Genomic DNA, 18,415 nt, shown 5'->3' on the forward strand with positions numbered 1-18,415 from the left:
AGAAATGTAATTTTGTAAAAAACAGTAACTATGTACGGAGCAATTAAAGAACATTTGCAAAAAGAATTGGAACAAATTAAAGAAGATGGTTTGTTCAAAAAAGAGCGAATTATTACCGGACCACAAGATGCGGTGATAAAAATATCTACGGGACAGGAAGTAATAAACTTTTGTGCCAATAATTATTTAGGGCTCTCTTCTCATCCTGAAGTTATAAAAGCTGCGAAAGACACTTTAGATTCGCACGGTTTTGGAATGTCTAGTGTGCGTTTTATTTGCGGCACCCAGGATATTCACAAAGAACTGGAAGAAAAAATTGCCGATTTCTACGGAACCGAGGACACCATATTATATGCGGCCTGCTTCGATGCGAACGGCGGAATCTTTGAACCGCTATTAACCAAGGAAGATGCGATTATTTCAGATTCGCTTAACCACGCCTCAATTATAGACGGGGTACGTTTATGTAAAGCGGCGCGTTACCGATATCAAAATGGGGATATGGCAGATCTTGAGGAACAATTAAAAGCTGCAAATGAAAAAGGCGCCCGCTTTAAACTTATCGTGACCGATGGGGTTTTCTCTATGGATGGGCTGGTTGCGCCATTAGACGAGATTTGTGACCTTGCCGATAAATATGATGCCTTAGTGATGATAGATGAATGTCACGCTACCGGTTTTATTGGAGAAAAAGGAATTGGAACCTTAGAAGAAAAAGGAGTTATGGACCGGGTAGATATCATTACCGGAACTCTAGGGAAAGCCCTGGGCGGAGCTATGGGAGGCTACACTACCGCCAAGAAAGAAATTATAGAATTACTTAGACAACGTTCTCGCCCCTATTTATTCTCTAACTCTTTAGCTCCAAACATTGTGGGAGCATCTCTTAAGGTTTTTGAAATGTTGGAGACCGATGACAGCCTGCGTAAAAAACTTAAAGAAAATACCAGTTACTTTAAAAAAGGTATTATAGATGCAGGTTTCGAAATTATTGACGGTGACGCTGCGATTGTACCGGTAATGCTCCATGATGCTAAATTATCCCAGGAAATGGCAGATAAACTTTTGGAAGAAGGAATCTATGTAATTGGTTTCTTTTACCCGGTAGTACCAAAAGGGAAAGCAAGAATTAGGGTACAGCTCTCTGCCGCACACGATAAAGAACATCTAGACAAAGCTATAGCAGCATTTACTAAAGTTGGTAAAGAAATGAAAATAATTTAGCATATAGTTTTACAGTGATATTGGTACTAAATTTATGCTAAAATAGGTGCTTAATTATCCTTAAAAAACGCTCAAATACGGCATTATTCAAGGGATTATTAAGAAAACTTTATTATTTTTCACTTTGCCAATAGGCATTAAGAATATACTTTTGTTAACAATTAACACTTAAAACTAAACTATTGAATATGAAACATCTTAGCAAAATTTTATTCGCTACAATGTTGGTTCTTGGCGTTACTTCGGCAACGGCACAAGATTCCGACAATCCCTGGGCAATAGGGATTCAAACTAATGCGGTAGATTTTTATCCTACCGAAGATCTTGGTGGAACTTTTAGTGACTACTTTAATGTTGGTGATCACTGGAACATTTTACCTTCTGTATCTAGACTAACTGTTGGTCGTTATATAGGAAATGGTTTTGTATTTGAACTTGCGGGTTCTGTAAACCGAATTGAAGATTATGGCGACACCAGTGTACCACAAATGTCTTACTACTCTGTAGATGGATCTTTCAACTACAGCCTTAGAGCCCTGCTTAATGATGGCTGGTTTGATCCTTACGTAGGTGTTGGTGGTGGTTACACTAGTATTGGAGATAGTGGTGATCAACCAATTTCCGATCTTGATGTAGCAACTTTAAACGGTAAGTTAGGTTTTAACTTCTGGTTTTCAGACAACATCGCACTTACTTTAGAGTCTAACTACAAGCACGTATTTAACGAAGATGGTGCAACTCACTTTCAACACGCTGCCGGTGTGAAGTTTATGTTTGGCGGAACAGATTCTGACGGCGACGGTGTTTACGACAAAGATGACGAATGTCCTGAAACTCCTGGATTACCAGAATTTAACGGATGCCCAGATTCTGACGGTGATGGGATTGAAGACCGTATGGATAATTGCCCAGACCAGGCTGGTTTAGCTGAGTTTGACGGATGTCCTGATACTGATGGTGACGGAGTTCCAGATAACGAAGATGACTGTCCTGAAGTAGCCGGATTAAAAGAAATGAACGGATGTCCAGATTCTGACGGTGACGGAGTTGCCGATAACGAAGATGACTGTCCTAACGAAGCTGGTCCTGCATCTAACAATGGTTGTCCTGAAGAAGACCGTGATGGTGACGGTGTATTAGATAAAGATGATGATTGTCCAGATGTTGCAGGTACTGTAGCCAATAATGGATGTCCAGAACCAGACGTTGAAGTTATTAAAGAACTTAACGAATATTCTAAGACAGTAACTTTTGAATTTGATAGCGCTAAAATTACCAGTGGATCTGAAGATGCATTGAATTCAATTATCGAGATTATGAAAGAGTATCCACAAACTATCTTCCACGTAGGTGGTCATACTGATAGTGTTGGAGCTGATGCTTATAACATGAAACTTTCTAAAGAACGTGCTGCTTCTGTAGAGAAATTCCTTGAAGAGAATGGGATTCCTGCAAAAAGAATCACTTCTAATGGTTATGGTGAAGAAAGACCTATTTCTTCTAACAGCACCGCAGCTGGAAGAAAAGAGAACAGACGTGTTGAGATTTCTTTAGATAAAGATAAAGAGATGAGAGACTCTGATAATATGTAATTATTTAATTAATTATTGATTAAAAACGCTCCGGTTTTCCGGGGCGTTTTTTATTTTTATACCATGGCATCTTATATTCAGGAAGTTCTTAAAGAACTCATATCTTCAAATCAAAATATTTCAGAAACTATCTTTATACTCCCCAGTAAAAGAGCCGGTAGTTTTCTGCTTAAAGAACTCTCTACTTTAAGCGATAAAAGTATTTTTGCTCCAAAAATTTACAGTATTGAAGAATTTACCGAAACAGTTTCGGGACTTCATGGAATAGATAATACTACCAGCCTGTTTGAATTTTATACTGTTTATAAAAAACTTACTCCAAATGAAGAACAGGAAGATTTTGAAACCTTTATTACCTGGGCACAAAGTCTAATTCACGATTTTAATGAAATAGACCGCTATTTAATAGACTATAAGAATTTCTTTGATTACCTGGCAGATATTCAGGACATTAATCACTGGTATGTAAAAAAGGAGAAGACCAAACTTATTAAGAACTACCTGGCGTTTTGGCATAAGCTCCCTGAATATTATAAAGCTCTTGCTAATGCATTGTTAGCAAATAATTCCGGTTACCAGGGCTTAATTTATCGTGCTGCATCAGAGAAAATTGAAGCTTATAGCAAAACTCAAACCAGGCAACACGTCTTTATTGGTTTTAATGCTTTAAATGCTTCTGAACAAAAAATTGTGCAATACCTAATGGAGCAGAATCTTGCCGAAATCTATTGGGACCTGGACGAAGTTTTTCTTAAAGACCGTCACCACGATGCTTCACTTTTTATTAACCAATATTTAAAAAACTGGCCAATTTACCAGCAAAAAACACCTAAAACAGGTGTAAAAGAATATGCTAAACCCAAAGAAATAGCGCTTACCGGTATTCCCAAGAATATTGGCCAAGCGAAATATCTTGGGGAGCTATTGGCAAGTCTCGATGAAGAGACACTACAGGAAACCGCCGTAGTGCTTGGCGAAGAAGACCTTCTCTTACCCATTTTAAACAGCTTACCGCCTAATGTAAAAGACCTCAACATCACAATGGGTTTTCCGTTAAAGAATGCACCCATAGCCTCCTTATTTGACAAGTTGTTTCAAATTCATCAAAATTCTGCCGAAAAATTTTATTACAAAGATGTAATTTCCATAATTAATCATCCCAGCCTTCAGGAGTTTTTGGGAGTTTCATCTAGCAAGTTTATCGATAAAATTCAAACAGAAAATATTGTTAACCTATCTGAAACCGAAATAACAGCTGAATTTTCTTCTGATGAAAAAGAATTGATCGCTGCCTGTTTTAAAGACTGGTCCAATAATTCTGAAATTGCTTTACAGTCATTTCAACAAATAATAAATTTCATCAAGACCCATTTAAAAGAAGAAAAGGATGTCCTGGGCCTTGAGTTTTTATATCATTTCCACGTGCTTTTTAATAAGCTTAGGAATCTTTATGAATCTTATCCTTACTTGCAAACCATTAAATCGCTCTATCAATTTTACAAGGAAATTATGAGCACCGAAAGTTTGGATTTTCAGGGACGTCCATTTAAAGGATTGCAGCTCATGGGAATGCTGGAATCCAGAGCTTTAGATTTTAAAAATATTATTATTTGCTCGGTTAACGAAGGGGTTTTGCCTTCGGGGAAATCTGGGAACTCCTTTATTCCTTACGATCTTAAACAAACCTATAAATTACCAACCTATAAGGAAAAAGACGCGGTTTACACCTACCACTTCTACCGGCTTTTACAGCGTGCAGAAAATGTTCACTTGTTGTACAATACAGAAAGTAGCGGATTAAACTCTGGCGAAAAAAGTCGCTTTCTAACGCAGCTTGAAATAGAAAAGCAACCCGCCCATAAACTCACGCATACTATGGTAAGTCCGCTGGTGCCGGCGATCAAAACTCAGTTAAGAGAGGTTAAAAAAACGCCGGAAATTATGGCACAAATAAAAGCCCTTGCCGGTTATGGGTTTTCACCATCTGCACTCACCTCTTATATTAGAAACCCCTTAGATTTTTATCGACAATATATCCTGGGAGTTCGGGATAAAGAAGAAGTGGAAGAAACTGTGGCCTATAACACCCTGGGTACCGTGATTCACGATAGTCTGGAAAATTTCTATAAGCCTTTGGAAAATAAATTTATTTCTGAAGAAGATATCAAAAATTTTAAAAGTAGAATTAATAAAGAAGTTGAAGCACAATTTCAAAAAACTTATGGCAGCGGACCGGTAAACAGGGGAAAAAACTTACTTATTTATGAAGTTGCCAAACGCTATCTAACCAACTTTTTAAATTTAGAACTAGACCGTTTAAAAACCGATGAAATTAAAATTCTAAGTATTGAAGAAAAGTTGAAACAGGAAATTGAAATAAGGGAATTAGATTTTCCTGTTGCTATACGCGGGAAAGTAGATAGGGTAGAAAATACTAACGGAATCACCAGAATTATTGATTATAAAACAGGAAAGGTTCTACAAAGCGAAGTAGAAATTGTAGCTTGGGAAGAGCTTACGAGTGATTATAAAAAATACGGGAAAAGTTTCCAAATTCTAGCTTACACCAGTATGATGGAAGGCCAAAAAAATCTAGAGTTACCGGTAGAAGCAGGAATTATTTCCTTTAAAAATTTAAAAAACGGTTTTCTTAAATTCGGAAAAAAAGACAAACCGAGAGCAAGTTCTAAGGAAACGGCAATAAATAAAGAAACTCTTAACGCATTTCATTTAGAATTAAAGAAATTAATTATCGAGATTTGCAACCCTGAAATTCCTTTCAGAGAAAAAGAAATATAAAAACTACTATGGAAATTACGAAAAGAACCAATCTTCAAATTGAGGGCAAGCATAATAAACCCATTTTAATAGATTTAATTTTTAAGGAAGACAAAAAACCAAAACCTATCGTAATCTTCTGTCACGGCTATAAAGGTTTTAAAGATTGGGGCGCCTGGGAAAACATGGGCAAATTTTATGCTGAAAAAGGCTATTTCTTTATAAAGTTTAATTTTTCTCATAACGGAACAACTCCAGATAATCCTACCGAATTTCTTAATATTGAAGGTTTTGGGGACAACAATTACATTAAAGAATTAGACGACCTGCAATCTGTAATAGACTGGGTTTCTACACCAGATTTTCAAGAAGCACAACAAATAGATGTAAAAAACATCACGCTTATTGGTCACTCCCGGGGCGGCGGAATCGCAATCTTAAAAGCTGCGGAAGAAAAACGGGTTGATAAACTAATTACTCTTGCTTCCGTTAGTGATTTTGGCTCCCGTTTTCCGAAGGAAAAAGAATTAGAAGCCTGGGAAAAGAAAGGTGTTAGCTATATTACCAATACCCGCACGGGGCAACAGCTACCCCATCACTACCAATTTTATAAAAATTTTAAAGAAAATAAAGAACGCTTAAATATTCAAAAAGCGACTAAAAAACTGGATATCCCCCATTTTATCGCTCACGGAAGTAACGACACCAGCGTTTCTATAGCAGATGCAGGGAATTTATTCGAATGGAGCGAAATCTCAAAATTGCTTTTGGTAGAAAATGCCGATCACGTTTTTGGCATCTCACACCCCTGGAACAAAGAGGAGGTTACCAAAGAATTTCAGCATGTATTAAATAGAACAGCAGAGTTTCTGGACGCTAGTGTGCAGGAACTTAAAGACGAATATATAGACAACGAGGAAGCAGATTCCTAATTTCAAATTTTCAATAAAACCTGCCAAAATTAATTCTGGCAGGTTTTATTATGAAAAACATCATAGTAAAAAATTGATAATTAAAGTTTAACAGCCAGAAGTTCCTTTCCTAATTTATGTAAAGAATCCTCAATTTTACTTTTTGTTGCTTCTCTTGGCTTTTTAAGTCCGCTAGAGTAATGCTGTAATTGTTTTTGGTTTATTCCCGTTAATCTTTCAAAAGCAGCATTAGTAAATATTCCCTTATAATAGTTCAATAAACTTTCTGTATCAAATTTATAAGTTATATTATAATCGCCTTTAAGTATATCTGGAATTTCATTATCATCTAAGGTTTTAATAGTTTCAATAGCATCTAATATAGATTCCTTACATTCTTCTGGAGTGTTTCCCGCTCCATATAATCCAGGAACGTTTTCTGAATAAGCTCCGTATGAATCTGAACTTTTTTCGATAATTACTTTTATTTCATCCATAGCTATCAATATTGTTTCTACCAGTTTTTATAATCCCATTTCCTTTCTTAAACTTTTTTCCAGGCCTTTCGACATTTCTTTAGCGCCGTGATTTGGAATTACGACTTTTCTATTATTTTTAAACCAAATTTCGTGGCTTCCTTTTCCCTGTCTAAGCAATTGCCAACCATTCTTCTTAGCAAGTTTTAGAAATTTACTATATTTCATAAATGGTTTATTAAGCAACTTTCACAAAGATAGTAAAATCACTATCTTTGTGAAAATTTTAAAGAAGCAATGAAAAACCAATCATTGCGTGAAGAATGTTCCACTTAAAACTTAGGAAATAAACCAAAGATTATTTCACTTCTCCCTATAATCATCGCGACGTGATAACGTTGAACCTTACTTTTCAGACAGCTTTTTTGTGTGGAGAATATTGCCCGGATGTTTCGGGGAAACCGGTAGCCTGTTACGAATTAACTTCCGAAACCTTCTCGAGCTGGCATCGGGACCCTCCAACCAGCGGCAAAATTGGTGGAAACAAAAAAACCACTGTAGAAGAACAGTGGTTTTGTGTGGAGAATATCGGAGTCGAACCGATGACCTTTTGGCTGCCAGCCAAACGCTCTAGCCAGCTGAGCTAATCCCCCGTTTGGAAGGCAAATGTAATAATTTTCTGTAAATTACGAACAAACTTTTGTTTTATTTTAGAAATGATAAGAAAAGCTATCAGGGAAGACCTTCCCGCAATTAAATCACTTACCGAAGCCTGTGCTAAAGCGCTACAGGCGAAAAATATCTTTCAATGGAACGAGAATTACCCATCCCGCGAAAAATTAGCCGCAGATATTCGAAAAAATGAACTTTACCTTTGGGAAGAAGATAAAAGGATAGTTTCAATTATGGTACTCACAAGCACAATGGCCTCGGTTTACAACGATGTTCATTGGTTTACACCAAATAAAAATAATTTGTATGTTCATCGGTTGGCGACACATCCCGAATATTGGGGAGAAGGCTATGCTCGAAAAATGATGGATTTCGCCGAAGAAACCGCAAAACAAAATAATTGTGCCTCCATTAGGTTAGACACTTTTAGCAAAAACAAACGAAATCTTAAATTTTATGAAGCTCGAGGTTATGATCGTTCAGGCTTTGTTTATTTTCCAGATAAAAGCAGCGCTCCTTTTTATTGTTACGAAAAGATTATGTGATTCTTCTTTAATGCATATAGCGGAAAAAAACAACTTAAACTAGCTCGGGACAACTTCGGAGAATTTAAATCTAGATTATCGAATGAACATTTCAAACTACAAGCCAATTCTTTAGGGATTAAAAAAATAAGCGTCCTATATTTGCCCATTAAATTTCGTTTTTGGAAACAGCAGTTAGCTTTAAAAATATCAACCGAATAGCAATTCCTGCGATCATTGCGGGAATTGCCGAGCCGCTTATTTCCCTCACCGATATCGCGGTAATTGGTAATGTAGAAAACAACTCGGTAGAGGCACTTGCCGCGGCTGGAATTGTAGGTTCATTTCTCTCGGCCATTATCTGGATCGTAGCTCAAACCAAAACTGCAATTTCAGCGATTATCTCACAACATTTAGGTGCAAATAGGTTACACGCGGTAAAAACATTAATTCCGCAGGCAATTTATTTTAATTTAGTTTTTAGCCTAATTATTTATTTCACTACTGCTTTTTTCGCAAATTCCATTTTTAGCGCTTACAATGCTGAAGGTTTGATCTTACAATATTCCTCAGAATATTATCAAATTAGGGCCCTGGGATACCCGCTTACCCTGGTCACCTTTGCAATTTTCGGGGTTTTTAGAGGTTTGCAAAATACGCTATGGGCCATGAAGTGTAGTTTAACGGGCGCATTTGTAAACGTAGCCTTAGATTATCTCTTGGTTTATGGAGTAGATGGATTAATTCCCGCAATGCATTTAAAAGGCGCCGCCTATGCAAGCCTTGCTGCTCAAGCTACAATGTTGGTGATGGCGCTATGGTTTTTCTTTAAGAAAACACCATTTCATTTAAAATTGAGTTTTAATATTAATCCGCGGTTAAAAGGATTGCTGCTTATGGCTGCCAATCTTTTTGTGCGTACCGCAGCACTTAATTTTGCAATTTACCTGGCCAACGCTTATGCTACAGATTATGGTAAAAACTTTATTGCAGCACAAAGTATCTTAATGAATATTTGGTTGTTTTTTAGTTTCTTTATTGATGGTTATGCCAATGCCGGTAATGCGATTGGCGGCAAACTTTTAGGAGCCAAGGATTACCGAAATCTTTGGGAATTAAGTAAAAAAATAAGCAAATATGCGGTCTTAATAGCCTTTATTTTAATGGCAATGTGCGGCGTGTTTTATAATGAAATAGGATTAATCTTTAATAAAGACGAGGCGGTACTGGCCATATTTGCCTCTGTCTTCTGGATCGTTTTACTTATGCAGCCCGTAAATGCCATCGCTTTTATGTATGATGGCATTTTTAAAGGCCTGGGGGAGGCAAAATACTTAAGAAATTTATTACTGATAGCCACATTTTTAGGTTTTACCCCCACCCTACTTATTTCCGATTATTTCGGACTTAAATTATACGGAATTTGGATCGCTTTTTTTGTGTGGATGCTGATAAGGGGCGGCGGACTTATTATAAAATTCCGAAGAAAATATTTGAACAAGGAAGTGTGAGTTCAGCGGGCAGTCTCAGTGGGCAGTCTCAGTCGGCAGTCTCAGTCGGCAGTCTCAGTCGGCAGTCTCAGTCGGCAGTCTCAGTCGGCAGTCTCAGTCGGCAGTCTCAGTCGGCAGTCTCTATAATAAAAATTGACAATTTTCTTAGAATTAAACAATAATTTCAGGCTATTTTTTAAATTACTGATAGAAAAAACAAATAAATCTAACATTTTTATGATTAAACTTTCTAAATTTGGTAGTTCAGCAAATTTGAGGATCATTTATGAATACCACACGAGAAAACGGAAGCTTATATACTAATATCGAGAACGGGATAGCGCATTTAGAATTTGGTCATCCCGCCAGCAATTCCTTTCCATCAGAACTTTTAGACCGTTTGGCCGGGGAGCTTCAAAAATTATCTGAAAATAAAAGTGTAAAAGTGATCCTGTTGAAATCTGAAGGGGAGAAAGCTTTTTGTGCCGGGGCATCTTTTGATGAATTGGTCGCTATTGAAACTTTAGAGGAAGGAAAATTATTTTTTTCGGGCTTCGCAAAAGTATTAAATGTGATGCGAGAATGCCAGAAGCTTATTGTGGGACGCATTCACGGAAAAACAGTGGGTGGTGGCGTTGGTTTAATTGCCGCCTGTGATTATGCGCTGGCTACAGATGCTGCCGCGATCAAACTATCTGAAATCAGCATTGGAATTGGCCCTTTTGTAATTGCACCAGCAATAGAGCGCAAAATTGGAGTTGGTGCCCTGGGCGAACTTTCTTTGGCAGCACACGAATGGAAAAATGCTTATTGGGCAAAGGAGAAAGGCCTGTATGCCCGGGTATTCGACAACCTAAAAGACCTGGATAAAGAAGTAGCAATTTTTACTGAAAAATTAGCTTCCTATAACCCTAAAGCACTTCAGGAAATGAAAAAAATGCTTTGGAAAGATACTGATAATTGGGAGCAGTTACTAGAGGAAAGAGCTGCAATCTCGGGGGAATTAGTCCTTTCAGATTTTACTAAAAACGCATTATCCAAATATAAAAAATAACATTATGCAGGTACCACTACTTTATCTTATTCAAAAGGCTAGTGAAAATAGCGAAAACCTGGCATATCAATTAGGTTTCTTTGTAGGAAGTAACTTGTACGCGATCCTAGGAGGACTACTCATATTTGCCATCATTGTCGTGTTTATTCTCATCAGGATAATTAGACAAAACAGAAAATCGCTTAGAGACTAATTCTCGATTAGACCGCTAAACAAATCTATACTTAACTTTTAAGAAAGTGAATTAGCATCCCTATAACAAATACTCTGGCCTTAAAGGCGTATCTTGCTTATTATATAAAAGCTATGAACATTCAACAAGAGCATTTACCAAAAGACAGGCCCGCTACCCGCGATGAAGAGTGGGGTTTTACCATTTGGGAATTTATCATAAACAACTGGCTTTACTTACTTGCAATTCTATTTCTGCTTGCTGTTTTTTTTTACGCACGGTATAGCTGGCGTAAAAGACATGAAAAAAATCGCATGAATTAATGGATAAAGATATTTGGGAATTCTTAAGCTTTCTAAGCGGAATGGGATTTTGGTTAATTCTAGCGCTTGTTTTAATTATTGTAGTACTTTATAAAAAATTCAATAATTAAAAAGAACAAGCTGGAATGCGTCATTATGGGTTAAATTGACATTAATCTCCATTATCGAGTTTTTAACCAACCGGTTATACTCAATCTGGCGGTTTTTACCGGTTTTACTTCGTGTTCCATTAACTGACTTTCAAAAATCACCACCCTACCGGGCATTGGATAAATAGCCCTGGAAACTTCTATCCCGTTTTCTTCTGAATAAATCACCAATTCCCCACCGTTTTCAGGTTTCCAATCTTCTTCGTTTAAGTAGCATACCAAAGAAAGTTTTCTCCTTCCATCATTCTGAAAGGTATCTAAATGCCGCTGGTAGAAAGTGCCTTCGGGATAAAGAGCATAGTGAAATTCTGTGCTTAGAATTCCCAAAAAGCAGGTTTTATTTAAATAAGAAATTAAGGAATTAATTTTGTTGAAAAACAAGCTTTCAGCTTCCCCTGCCTCGGTCTCATTGAGCCATAGAATAAAATCGCCACGAATAGATTTGGACACAATTTCATTGGTTCTGTTCCCAATTGCCGCCTTTTTAAATTGAGCTTCGTCAAATTTCGATTTTAATGCCTTTCGAAGCACCGCAACTTCTTCAGCATTAAAAAAATTATCTACAATGCTATAGTGATTTTCAACTAAATTGGTAATAATGTTTTCGTAGAAAGGATTTTCTTTAAAATCCAATTGTTCAAATAGTTCTGAAGCAGTTTCGGTTTTCATTTTTCATAAAAAAGGCAGACAAATATACAACAGAAACTTAATTTTTTGAGAAAAAATATAACGCTAAAAAACCCTTACCTTTGCAAAAAATAACCTGTGATGAGCAAGATTAGAATTACCAAGAAATTTTCTTTTGAAACCGGGCATGCGCTATACGGCTACGATGGAAAATGCCGAAATGTTCATGGCCATAGTTATAAACTTAGTGTTTGCGTGATTGGCGAGCCTATTAACGATATGGATCACGTAAAAAACGGAATGGTAATAGACTTTGGGGATTTAAAAAAAATCGTGAAGTCTGAAATTGTAGATCAATTTGATCATGCAACGGTTTTTAATCAAAACACGCCACATATTGAACTTGCCCGGGAGTTAAAAGAACGGGAGCACCACGTGATTTTGGTAGATTATCAACCAACCAGTGAGAACATGGTGGTCGATTTTGCCAAAAAAATTCAAAAGCATTTACCAGATCATATAAAGCTGCATTCCCTGAAATTACAGGAAACAGAATCCAGTTTTGCTGAATGGTATGCCAGTGATCAAAGTGCCCCCCAAACCCCGAAGGGGGAGTAAACTGCTTACTTAAGACCTCACAGATTCTAAAATCTATGAGGTGTACACTTAATTAATTATATTCACAGCTCATAATAATTATTAATGAATATTCCCAAAGGCAAAAAAGTATATTTTTCTAGTGACAATCACCTGGGGGCGCCTACCCAGCAAGAAAGTAAACCGCGGGAAGCTACATTTGTAAAATGGCTGAATGAAATTAAAGAAGATGCTGCCGCTATTTTCTTACTCGGAGACCTTTTTGATTTTTGGTTTGAGTACAAACACGCTGTTCCTAAAGGCTTTGTAAGAACTTTAGGAAAATTGGCTGAAATAAAAGACAGCGGAATTCCCGTTTATTTCTTCGTAGGAAACCACGATTTATGGATGCAGGATTATTTTGAAAAAGAGTTGGGCATTCCCACATTTCACAAACCAAAAGAATTTGAATTTAATAATAAAACATTTTTAATTGGCCATGGCGATGGGCTGGGCCCGGGAGATCACGGGTACAAACGCATGAAAAAAGTTTTTACCAATCCGGTATCCAAATGGCTCTATCGCTGGCTACACCCTGATATTGGTATTCCTCTGGCTCAATATTTTTCAGTAAAAAACAAAGCAATTTCCGGCGAAGAAGAACAGGAGTTTTTAGGTGAAGAAAAGGAATGGCTTATTCAATATTGCAAAAGAAAATTAGAAACTAAGGATTATGATTATTTCCTCTTTGGCCACAGGCACTTACCACTTGAGATCGACTTAAATGGAAAAGCAACTTACGTGAACACCGGTGATTGGATTACGCATTATACTTATGCAGTTTTTGACGGGAAAAAATTGCAGCTTAAAAAATTAGAAAAGTAAAGAGGAACAAACAATATTTAAAATAAAAAGGCATCAGATATCATTAAGGGATTTTCGCTCCCAATATTGAAGTTTATACTGGGAGGGGCTTAAGCCGGTTTCTTTTTTAAAGAAAGTGGAAAGATAAGCTGCACTGCCAAAGTCCATTTTATCGGCTATTTCTGAAATATTCAGTTCGTCATATTCCAACAATTCCTTTATGCGTTGGGCTTTTATTTTGTTATGATAACTTTGTATGCTTCTGCCTTCAGCTTTCGTAAAAATACCGGTAAGATAACTGTAATCATAATGCAGTGCGTCACTTAAGATTTCTGATAGCTTTTTATCGCCAAAATCCTTCTTTTCATACACCAACTCGATAATCCTGGCCTTAATGGTCGTGACAATACGTGAATTGCGTTCTGCAACAATCTCAAAGCCTACTTTTTGAAGTTCCTTATCTAATTTATCAAAATTTGCGGCAGACAAAGGTTTACTCAATTCAAGCCGGCCTAAACTCAAATTATTATATTCAAGATTTAAGCTATCCATAATATTGCGAACGCTCATAAGACAACGGTCACAAACCATATTTTTTATATGTAGGATATTTTTTTCCAAACTTTATCAAATAATCAACACCTCAGGGTCAAGCCCACGAAGTATGAATCAGCAAAAATTTTCAAAATTTCGAGACAGGTCCCCAGGGAATTAAACTCCTTGGCTATCGCCCCACGATTAAATCCTTTTGAGGGATTAATAAAACTTGCAGCCCGAAAAATCAGGCTGCAAGCATAAATCTTGTTACTGAATTGTGGCTTCTACCCTACCACATTTTAGCATTTTATCCCCATAGTATGGGTTAAAAATATCTTTGGAATTCGAAAACCAAAAATCTCCTTTTCCTTCAAAAGCCATAGGGCAGTATTGTTTATAGATTTCTCCGGAAGCTAATGCGTTGGTCAATACAGGCTCCATTGCCGCCGTTAATTTAGAAAACTCTTCCCGCTGTTTGTTCACATCTTCGCTTTCTGAAATCGACCTGGCAATAGAAGCAATGTCTTCATTTTCTTTTGCCTTTTCAGCGAGTTCGCCGGCTTTGTCACTTGCTTTTTCAGCATCAGTATTTACAAAAGCATCTTTAACTTCTACATATAAGTTATAGATTTTTGCTGTCTTTTCATCCTTGAATTCGGCTTCTAACTCTTCACCTTCATAAGTTTCCATTTTAGCCTGTTTATCTGTGTCTGGCTGGTGCATTTCATTTTGCATAGGTTGCGCTTCTACTTCTTTTTTCTCGTTGTTCTTACACGAGAATAGCACTAAACTACCTGCAAGCAGACTTAACATACTAATGCTTCTAAATTTTCTTTTCATTGTTTTGGTTTTTGATAATGTAAAATTAGATAAAATTTATTTGGAGTTTTTTAGGCAAACTCAATCCTTATTTTCCAATCTATAAATAATCTTTTTCATCTGGGCGATTTCCCGTTCCTGGGCTTCAATAATCTCCTTAGCCAGTTTTTTAGTCTCAGGATCTTCAAGATCTGCCCTTTTACTGGTTAGTATCGCAATAGAGTGATGAGGAATCATCGCTTTCATATATAAAAGATCTCCAACTATGGGACGTTGCGCCCTAACTAAGCCTAATGCAGAAACAAACAGGATAAGGCTCCCGGCATAAATAGCGATGTTTTTTTTCTTGTTTTTATACATTTTAAGCATTAATGATAACATAATTACTGCCATGGCAGAAATTCCCAGGCAGGTCATATAAAATCTTGTAAGGCTAAAATATACGTGATCAAACTCATAAGTATTAAAATACATGGTGATGTACATCGCTATAAACGACAAACCTAGCATTAGAAAAAATCTAAGGTAATTACTACTCTTTTTATTCTGTATATTATCTTCTGAATTCATTTTATATGATTTTTGGTTGGTTAATGTATCCTACTTCTTAATGGTCTTTTTCACAGAACCACATTTGAGCATCTTATCGCCAAAATATGGGTTGTTTATTTCCTCAATATCGGCATACCAGTATGCGCCATTGTTATTAAACGCCATGGGACAGAATTTTTTATAAATAGTACCACCGGAAAGCGCATCTTCAAACATAGGGCCCGCCAATTCTGTGAATTCCGCAAACAATCTGCGTTGTTTTTCAATATTCCCGGTTTTGCTTAGTTTTTTAGCAATTTCTTTCATATCGGCTCGTTCTTCTGCAAAAGAATCTGCCATACTTTTAGCTACATCCTGCACCTGGCCAGCATCAGCTTTGGTTAAGGCAATTTTAATTTCCAGGTAATTATGCCATATTTTACCGGTCATCCCATCAATAAAATCCTGGTCAGCAATATCAGCTGTCTTTTCTTCGGCTTTTTTAACCTCTTCCGGAGTATCTATTTCTACAGATTGTTTTGCCTTATTATCAAAACAGGAAGTAAGGCTAATGGCCATAAAAAGAAATATTCCAAGGTTTAAAATTTTACTTTTCATTTTTCTATTTTTTAAAATTGAAACTAAGTTACAGGTTGTCAAAGTTTTAACCTGTCAAATTTATGTAAAACATCTATACAATTTTGTCCAAAGAATTTCTAAAATTTTTATCAAGACCTTTATATTCAGATAAATTCATTCCTGTTTCAGCTTTAAATTGTCTAGAAAGATAATTAACATTACTGTAGTCCAGCAGTTGGCTTATCTCGGTAAAATTATAGGCCCTGGACTGGATAAGTTCCTTAACCTTTTCTATTTTAAGTTTTATAAAATACTTTTCTAGGGTTATATTTTCGGTATAGGAAAAAATCCGGCTTAACCGCGAATAATCAGTTTCGGTCTCTTTGGATAAATAGCTGGATAAAGTACCAGATTTTTGAACGGGAAGCTTTTCCAATAGTTTAATCAAGCTTAATTTTACCTGCTCTACCAGGATTTTATCGGCATTCTGCAATAATTCAAAGTCATTTTCGCGTAAAACATTATGCAATTTCCTGGTATCGTTTTCTATATTTTCGCTTGCATAAACTACCCGGCCCAACTCTACTTCTCTAACATCCAGGCCTGCTTCAAGAAGTTCGTTTCTTAATACCTTTATGCAGCGGTTGCAAACCATATTTTTAACAAAAGCTTCTACAATCATTGGGTCCATCTTTTTAGATTTTTTTCAGCTTTTATAATTTTCGTTGCGTCTCCCCACAGCTCAACATCGCCTCCCCATAATACGGATTTTCAATTTCGGGATTAAGGCTTAGCCAATATCCCCCTTTATTATCATCGGCCATAGGACAAAATTGTTCATATACGGTCTGTCTTACTCCAAAAAGTTGCACCGCCGTACTAAAATTCACAGATAAAGCTTTAAAATGTTCGCGTTGATTCCCGATATCTATGGTTTCAGCCACTTTTTTCGCCATATTTTGTATTTTTTCGGAAGTCGACATCCAGCGATTGTGTGCTTTAGAATCTTTCAACAAGCCCATATCTACTTTGTTCAATGCCTGAAGCATTTTATTGGAAGCTGCCTGGGCTGTTTCGGCATCTTCCTTTACCAACGCATTTTTTAAGGCTATATATTCATTAAAAACCCTGCTAAACTGACCAACCAATTTTTGGGATACTTCAAATTGTTCCTCAACTTCTACAGGTGCCGTATTGTTAGAATTCGCTCCAGATTCCATCCCGGAATGACCTTCGTGCCCGGTAGAAGTCTTGTTACCGTCTTTATTCATCATAGATTTTTTACCCTGCAGTTGCGCAGCGGCATCTACGGTAAAAGCACCATTTACCACAATGCGCTCACCACTATGCAAGCCCTCGGTAACCGCGTAGCTATCACCCGCAGCGGCGCCAAGTGCCACTTCCCGCATTTCAAAAACCGGGCGGTCCGGGTTAGGTTGCACATAAACCAGCGAACGTTCCCCCGTCCACATCACCGCCGATTTCGGCACGGTAATCATCCGATTTTCCTTATTCACACCCGAATCTCCTTCAGCCGATCCTACTTTCCCGCGTACAAACATCCCGGGTTTTAATCGGCCCTCTTTATTGGAAAGTTCCACGCGCACATTAATGGTTCGCGTGGCGGTGCTTAACAGGGGCTCGATAAAAGTGATGGGTACTTCATATTCTTTGCCCGGCAAAGCATTGGCGGTAACGTTTATTTGCTGTCCTTCTTCAAGTTGGGCAATCTGGTTTTCATAAGCATCAAATTGCGCCCAAACAGTACTAAGGTTGGCGATCTCATAAAGGGGTTGGCCTTGCTTCACGTAATCACCTTCTTCCACCAGTTTTTCGGTCACGGTGCCTGAAACTGTGGCGTAAATAGGGAAATACTCTTTTACCTCTCCCGAAGCTTCGATTTCCTGAATTTGCTTATCGCTAAGTTTCCATAATTTCAATTTTCTGCGCACCGACTCATATAACCTGGATTGTGAATCCTTCATCCTGGCGGCGGTGAGCAATTCCTGCTGGGCAGAAACCAGCTCGGGCGAATATATCGTGGCCAGCACCTGTCCGCGGCGTACTTCCTCCCCGGTATAATTTATATATAGTTTCTCTATCCTGCCATCAAAATAGGAAGACTGAACGCTTTTTGCTTCTTCATTCTTCACGATTTTTCCTGAAAGCACCAATTCCTGTTCCCCGGAAAGGTTCTCGCCTATTTTCATCGTATGGATGTTGGCCAGGGCCAGGGCGGTTTCAGACATTTCTATTTGTTGCGGACCAACCTCGCCACCACCATTTTCGGCAGGGATAAGTTCCATCCCGCAAATGGGGCAGTCGCCCGGCTCGGGTTGCATAATCTGCGGGTGCATAGAACAGGTCCACAGCTGGTTTTCCGCATCGTGATCGTGTTCTTCAGTAGCCGTTTCGGTGTTTCTTTCAGCATTATTTCCGCCAAAGATCAGGTAGCCCAGAAGCAGCCCGCCCAGCAATATTCCGATATAAATGATATATTTTTTCATCGTTTTTGTT

The 18,415-nt window shown here is 37.6% G+C and carries 19 protein-coding genes and 1 tRNA gene; 10 read left to right on the forward strand and 10 right to left on the reverse strand.

Features of this window, described 5'->3' with window-relative positions:
- Positions 1 to 30: 30 nt before the first annotated feature.
- The 4 genes from kbl (at position 31) to BUA71_RS12095 (ending at position 6,526) form a co-directional block, all read left to right on the forward strand.
- Complete coding sequence (gene kbl, locus BUA71_RS12080; protein WP_072880127.1) at positions 31 to 1,224, forward strand: glycine C-acetyltransferase; 1,194 nt, start codon at positions 31 to 33, stop codon at positions 1,222 to 1,224.
- Between the two features lie 188 nt (positions 1,225 to 1,412).
- On the forward strand, positions 1,413 to 2,816 hold the full coding sequence (locus BUA71_RS12085) for an OmpA family protein (protein ID WP_072880129.1): 1,404 nt from the start codon (positions 1,413 to 1,415) through the stop codon (positions 2,814 to 2,816).
- 63 nt (positions 2,817 to 2,879) lie between these two features.
- The gene (locus BUA71_RS12090; RefSeq protein WP_072880255.1) at positions 2,880 to 5,615 is read left to right on the forward strand and encodes a PD-(D/E)XK nuclease family protein; all 2,736 of its coding nucleotides are present in this window, start codon (positions 2,880 to 2,882) and stop codon (positions 5,613 to 5,615) included.
- 8 nt (positions 5,616 to 5,623) lie between these two features.
- Positions 5,624 to 6,526 (forward strand): alpha/beta hydrolase family protein, encoded by a 903-nt coding sequence (locus tag BUA71_RS12095; RefSeq protein ID WP_072880131.1) that lies wholly within the window; start codon positions 5,624 to 5,626, stop codon positions 6,524 to 6,526.
- Positions 6,527 to 6,606: 80 nt separating this feature from the next.
- Here the strand turns inward: BUA71_RS12095 and BUA71_RS12100 are convergent, their stop codons facing one another.
- The 3 genes from BUA71_RS12100 to BUA71_RS12110 form a co-directional block, all read right to left on the reverse strand.
- Positions 6,607 to 7,002, reverse strand: a complete 396-nt coding sequence (locus BUA71_RS12100) for a type II toxin-antitoxin system HicB family antitoxin (protein WP_072880133.1) — start codon at positions 7,000 to 7,002, stop codon at positions 6,607 to 6,609.
- Between the two features lie 27 nt (positions 7,003 to 7,029).
- Positions 7,030 to 7,209, reverse strand: a complete 180-nt coding sequence (locus BUA71_RS12105) for a type II toxin-antitoxin system HicA family toxin (protein WP_072880135.1) — start codon at positions 7,207 to 7,209, stop codon at positions 7,030 to 7,032.
- A gap of 351 nt (positions 7,210 to 7,560) precedes the next feature.
- A tRNA-Ala gene (locus BUA71_RS12110) sits at positions 7,561 to 7,634 on the reverse strand.
- A gap of 63 nt (positions 7,635 to 7,697) precedes the next feature.
- On the opposite strand from BUA71_RS12110, the gene BUA71_RS12115 reads away from it, so the two are divergent.
- The 4 genes from BUA71_RS12115 (at position 7,698) to BUA71_RS12130 (ending at position 10,914) form a co-directional block, all read left to right on the forward strand.
- Positions 7,698 to 8,198, forward strand: a complete 501-nt coding sequence (locus tag BUA71_RS12115) for a GNAT family N-acetyltransferase (RefSeq protein ID WP_072880137.1) — start codon at positions 7,698 to 7,700, stop codon at positions 8,196 to 8,198.
- A gap of 161 nt (positions 8,199 to 8,359) precedes the next feature.
- Positions 8,360 to 9,688: an MATE family efflux transporter gene (locus tag BUA71_RS12120; RefSeq protein WP_072880139.1), complete on the forward strand. Its 1,329-nt coding sequence runs from the start codon at positions 8,360 to 8,362 to the stop codon at positions 9,686 to 9,688.
- Between the two features lie 265 nt (positions 9,689 to 9,953).
- Positions 9,954 to 10,721, forward strand: a complete 768-nt coding sequence (locus BUA71_RS12125; protein ID WP_072880140.1) for an enoyl-CoA hydratase/isomerase family protein — start codon at positions 9,954 to 9,956, stop codon at positions 10,719 to 10,721.
- Between the two features lie 4 nt (positions 10,722 to 10,725).
- Entirely contained in the window at positions 10,726 to 10,914 is a 189-nt protein-coding gene (locus tag BUA71_RS12130; RefSeq protein WP_072880142.1) for a hypothetical protein, read from the forward strand.
- A 463-nt stretch (positions 10,915 to 11,377) separates the two neighbouring features.
- On the opposite strand, the gene BUA71_RS12140 is transcribed toward BUA71_RS12130, so the two are convergent.
- Positions 11,378 to 12,034 (reverse strand): 2OG-Fe(II) oxygenase, encoded by a 657-nt coding sequence (locus BUA71_RS12140; protein WP_072880146.1) that lies wholly within the window; start codon positions 12,032 to 12,034, stop codon positions 11,378 to 11,380.
- Between the two features lie 99 nt (positions 12,035 to 12,133).
- Between BUA71_RS12140 and BUA71_RS12145 the strand changes: the two genes are divergently transcribed.
- Positions 12,134 to 12,610: a 6-pyruvoyl trahydropterin synthase family protein gene (locus BUA71_RS12145; protein ID WP_072880148.1), complete on the forward strand. Its 477-nt coding sequence runs from the start codon at positions 12,134 to 12,136 to the stop codon at positions 12,608 to 12,610.
- Between the two features lie 84 nt (positions 12,611 to 12,694).
- A complete protein-coding gene (locus tag BUA71_RS12150; protein ID WP_072880150.1) occupies positions 12,695 to 13,453 on the forward strand; it encodes a UDP-2,3-diacylglucosamine diphosphatase in 759 nt (252 codons plus the stop codon).
- Between the two features lie 33 nt (positions 13,454 to 13,486).
- Here the strand turns inward: BUA71_RS12150 and BUA71_RS12155 are convergent, their stop codons facing one another.
- From BUA71_RS12155 to BUA71_RS12180, 6 genes are all read right to left on the reverse strand, one after another.
- Positions 13,487 to 14,053 carry a helix-turn-helix domain-containing protein gene (locus BUA71_RS12155; protein WP_245812584.1) on the reverse strand — a complete coding sequence of 189 codons (567 nt, stop codon included), beginning with the start codon at positions 14,051 to 14,053 and terminating at the stop codon, positions 13,487 to 13,489.
- 183 nt (positions 14,054 to 14,236) lie between these two features.
- Positions 14,237 to 14,809, reverse strand: a complete 573-nt coding sequence (locus BUA71_RS12160; RefSeq protein ID WP_072880155.1) for a DUF3347 domain-containing protein — start codon at positions 14,807 to 14,809, stop codon at positions 14,237 to 14,239.
- Positions 14,810 to 14,869: 60 nt separating this feature from the next.
- Positions 14,870 to 15,358: a DUF305 domain-containing protein gene (locus BUA71_RS12165; RefSeq protein WP_072880157.1), complete on the reverse strand. Its 489-nt coding sequence runs from the start codon at positions 15,356 to 15,358 to the stop codon at positions 14,870 to 14,872.
- Between the two features lie 30 nt (positions 15,359 to 15,388).
- The gene (locus BUA71_RS12170) at positions 15,389 to 15,937 is read right to left on the reverse strand and encodes a DUF3347 domain-containing protein (RefSeq protein WP_072880159.1); all 549 of its coding nucleotides are present in this window, start codon (positions 15,935 to 15,937) and stop codon (positions 15,389 to 15,391) included.
- Between the two features lie 73 nt (positions 15,938 to 16,010).
- The gene (locus BUA71_RS12175; RefSeq protein WP_072880161.1) at positions 16,011 to 16,580 is read right to left on the reverse strand and encodes a helix-turn-helix domain-containing protein; all 570 of its coding nucleotides are present in this window, start codon (positions 16,578 to 16,580) and stop codon (positions 16,011 to 16,013) included.
- 31 nt (positions 16,581 to 16,611) lie between these two features.
- Positions 16,612 to 18,405 carry an efflux RND transporter periplasmic adaptor subunit gene (locus BUA71_RS12180; protein ID WP_072880163.1) on the reverse strand — a complete coding sequence of 598 codons (1,794 nt, stop codon included), beginning with the start codon at positions 18,403 to 18,405 and terminating at the stop codon, positions 16,612 to 16,614.
- Positions 18,406 to 18,415: the final 10 nt, after the last annotated feature.

The sequence above is a fragment of the Salegentibacter echinorum genome (assembly GCF_900129445.1).
Lineage (GTDB): Bacteria > Bacteroidota > Bacteroidia > Flavobacteriales > Flavobacteriaceae > Salegentibacter > Salegentibacter echinorum.

Bases quoted from the DNA above. Each gene is read 5' to 3' on its own strand.
- BUA71_RS12125 (WP_072880140.1), top strand. From the start codon at position 9,954: ATGAATACCACACGAGAAAACGGAAGCTTATATACTAATATCGAGAAC.
- BUA71_RS12150 (WP_072880150.1), top strand. From the start codon at position 12,695: ATGAATATTCCCAAAGGCAAAAAAGTATATTTTTCTAGTGACAATCAC.
- BUA71_RS12115 (WP_072880137.1), top strand. From the start codon at position 7,698: ATGATAAGAAAAGCTATCAGGGAAGACCTTCCCGCAATTAAATCACTT.
- BUA71_RS12145 (WP_072880148.1), top strand. From the start codon at position 12,134: ATGAGCAAGATTAGAATTACCAAGAAATTTTCTTTTGAAACCGGGCAT.
- BUA71_RS12170 (WP_072880159.1), bottom strand. From the start codon at position 15,937: ATGAAAAGTAAAATTTTAAACCTTGGAATATTTCTTTTTATGGCCATT.
- BUA71_RS12175 (WP_072880161.1), bottom strand. From the start codon at position 16,580: ATGATTGTAGAAGCTTTTGTTAAAAATATGGTTTGCAACCGCTGCATA.
- BUA71_RS12085 (WP_072880129.1), top strand. From the start codon at position 1,413: ATGAAACATCTTAGCAAAATTTTATTCGCTACAATGTTGGTTCTTGGC.
- BUA71_RS12105 (WP_072880135.1), bottom strand. From the start codon at position 7,209: ATGAAATATAGTAAATTTCTAAAACTTGCTAAGAAGAATGGTTGGCAA.
- BUA71_RS12165 (WP_072880157.1), bottom strand. From the start codon at position 15,358: ATGAATTCAGAAGATAATATACAGAATAAAAAGAGTAGTAATTACCTT.
- BUA71_RS12130 (WP_072880142.1), top strand. From the start codon at position 10,726: ATGCAGGTACCACTACTTTATCTTATTCAAAAGGCTAGTGAAAATAGC.
- kbl (WP_072880127.1), top strand. From the start codon at position 31: ATGTACGGAGCAATTAAAGAACATTTGCAAAAAGAATTGGAACAAATT.
- BUA71_RS12095 (WP_072880131.1), top strand. From the start codon at position 5,624: ATGGAAATTACGAAAAGAACCAATCTTCAAATTGAGGGCAAGCATAAT.
- BUA71_RS12090 (WP_072880255.1), top strand. From the start codon at position 2,880: ATGGCATCTTATATTCAGGAAGTTCTTAAAGAACTCATATCTTCAAAT.
- BUA71_RS12140 (WP_072880146.1), bottom strand. From the start codon at position 12,034: ATGAAAACCGAAACTGCTTCAGAACTATTTGAACAATTGGATTTTAAA.
- BUA71_RS12180 (WP_072880163.1), bottom strand. From the start codon at position 18,405: ATGAAAAAATATATCATTTATATCGGAATATTGCTGGGCGGGCTGCTT.
- BUA71_RS12100 (WP_072880133.1), bottom strand. From the start codon at position 7,002: ATGGATGAAATAAAAGTAATTATCGAAAAAAGTTCAGATTCATACGGA.
- BUA71_RS12160 (WP_072880155.1), bottom strand. From the start codon at position 14,809: ATGAAAAGAAAATTTAGAAGCATTAGTATGTTAAGTCTGCTTGCAGGT.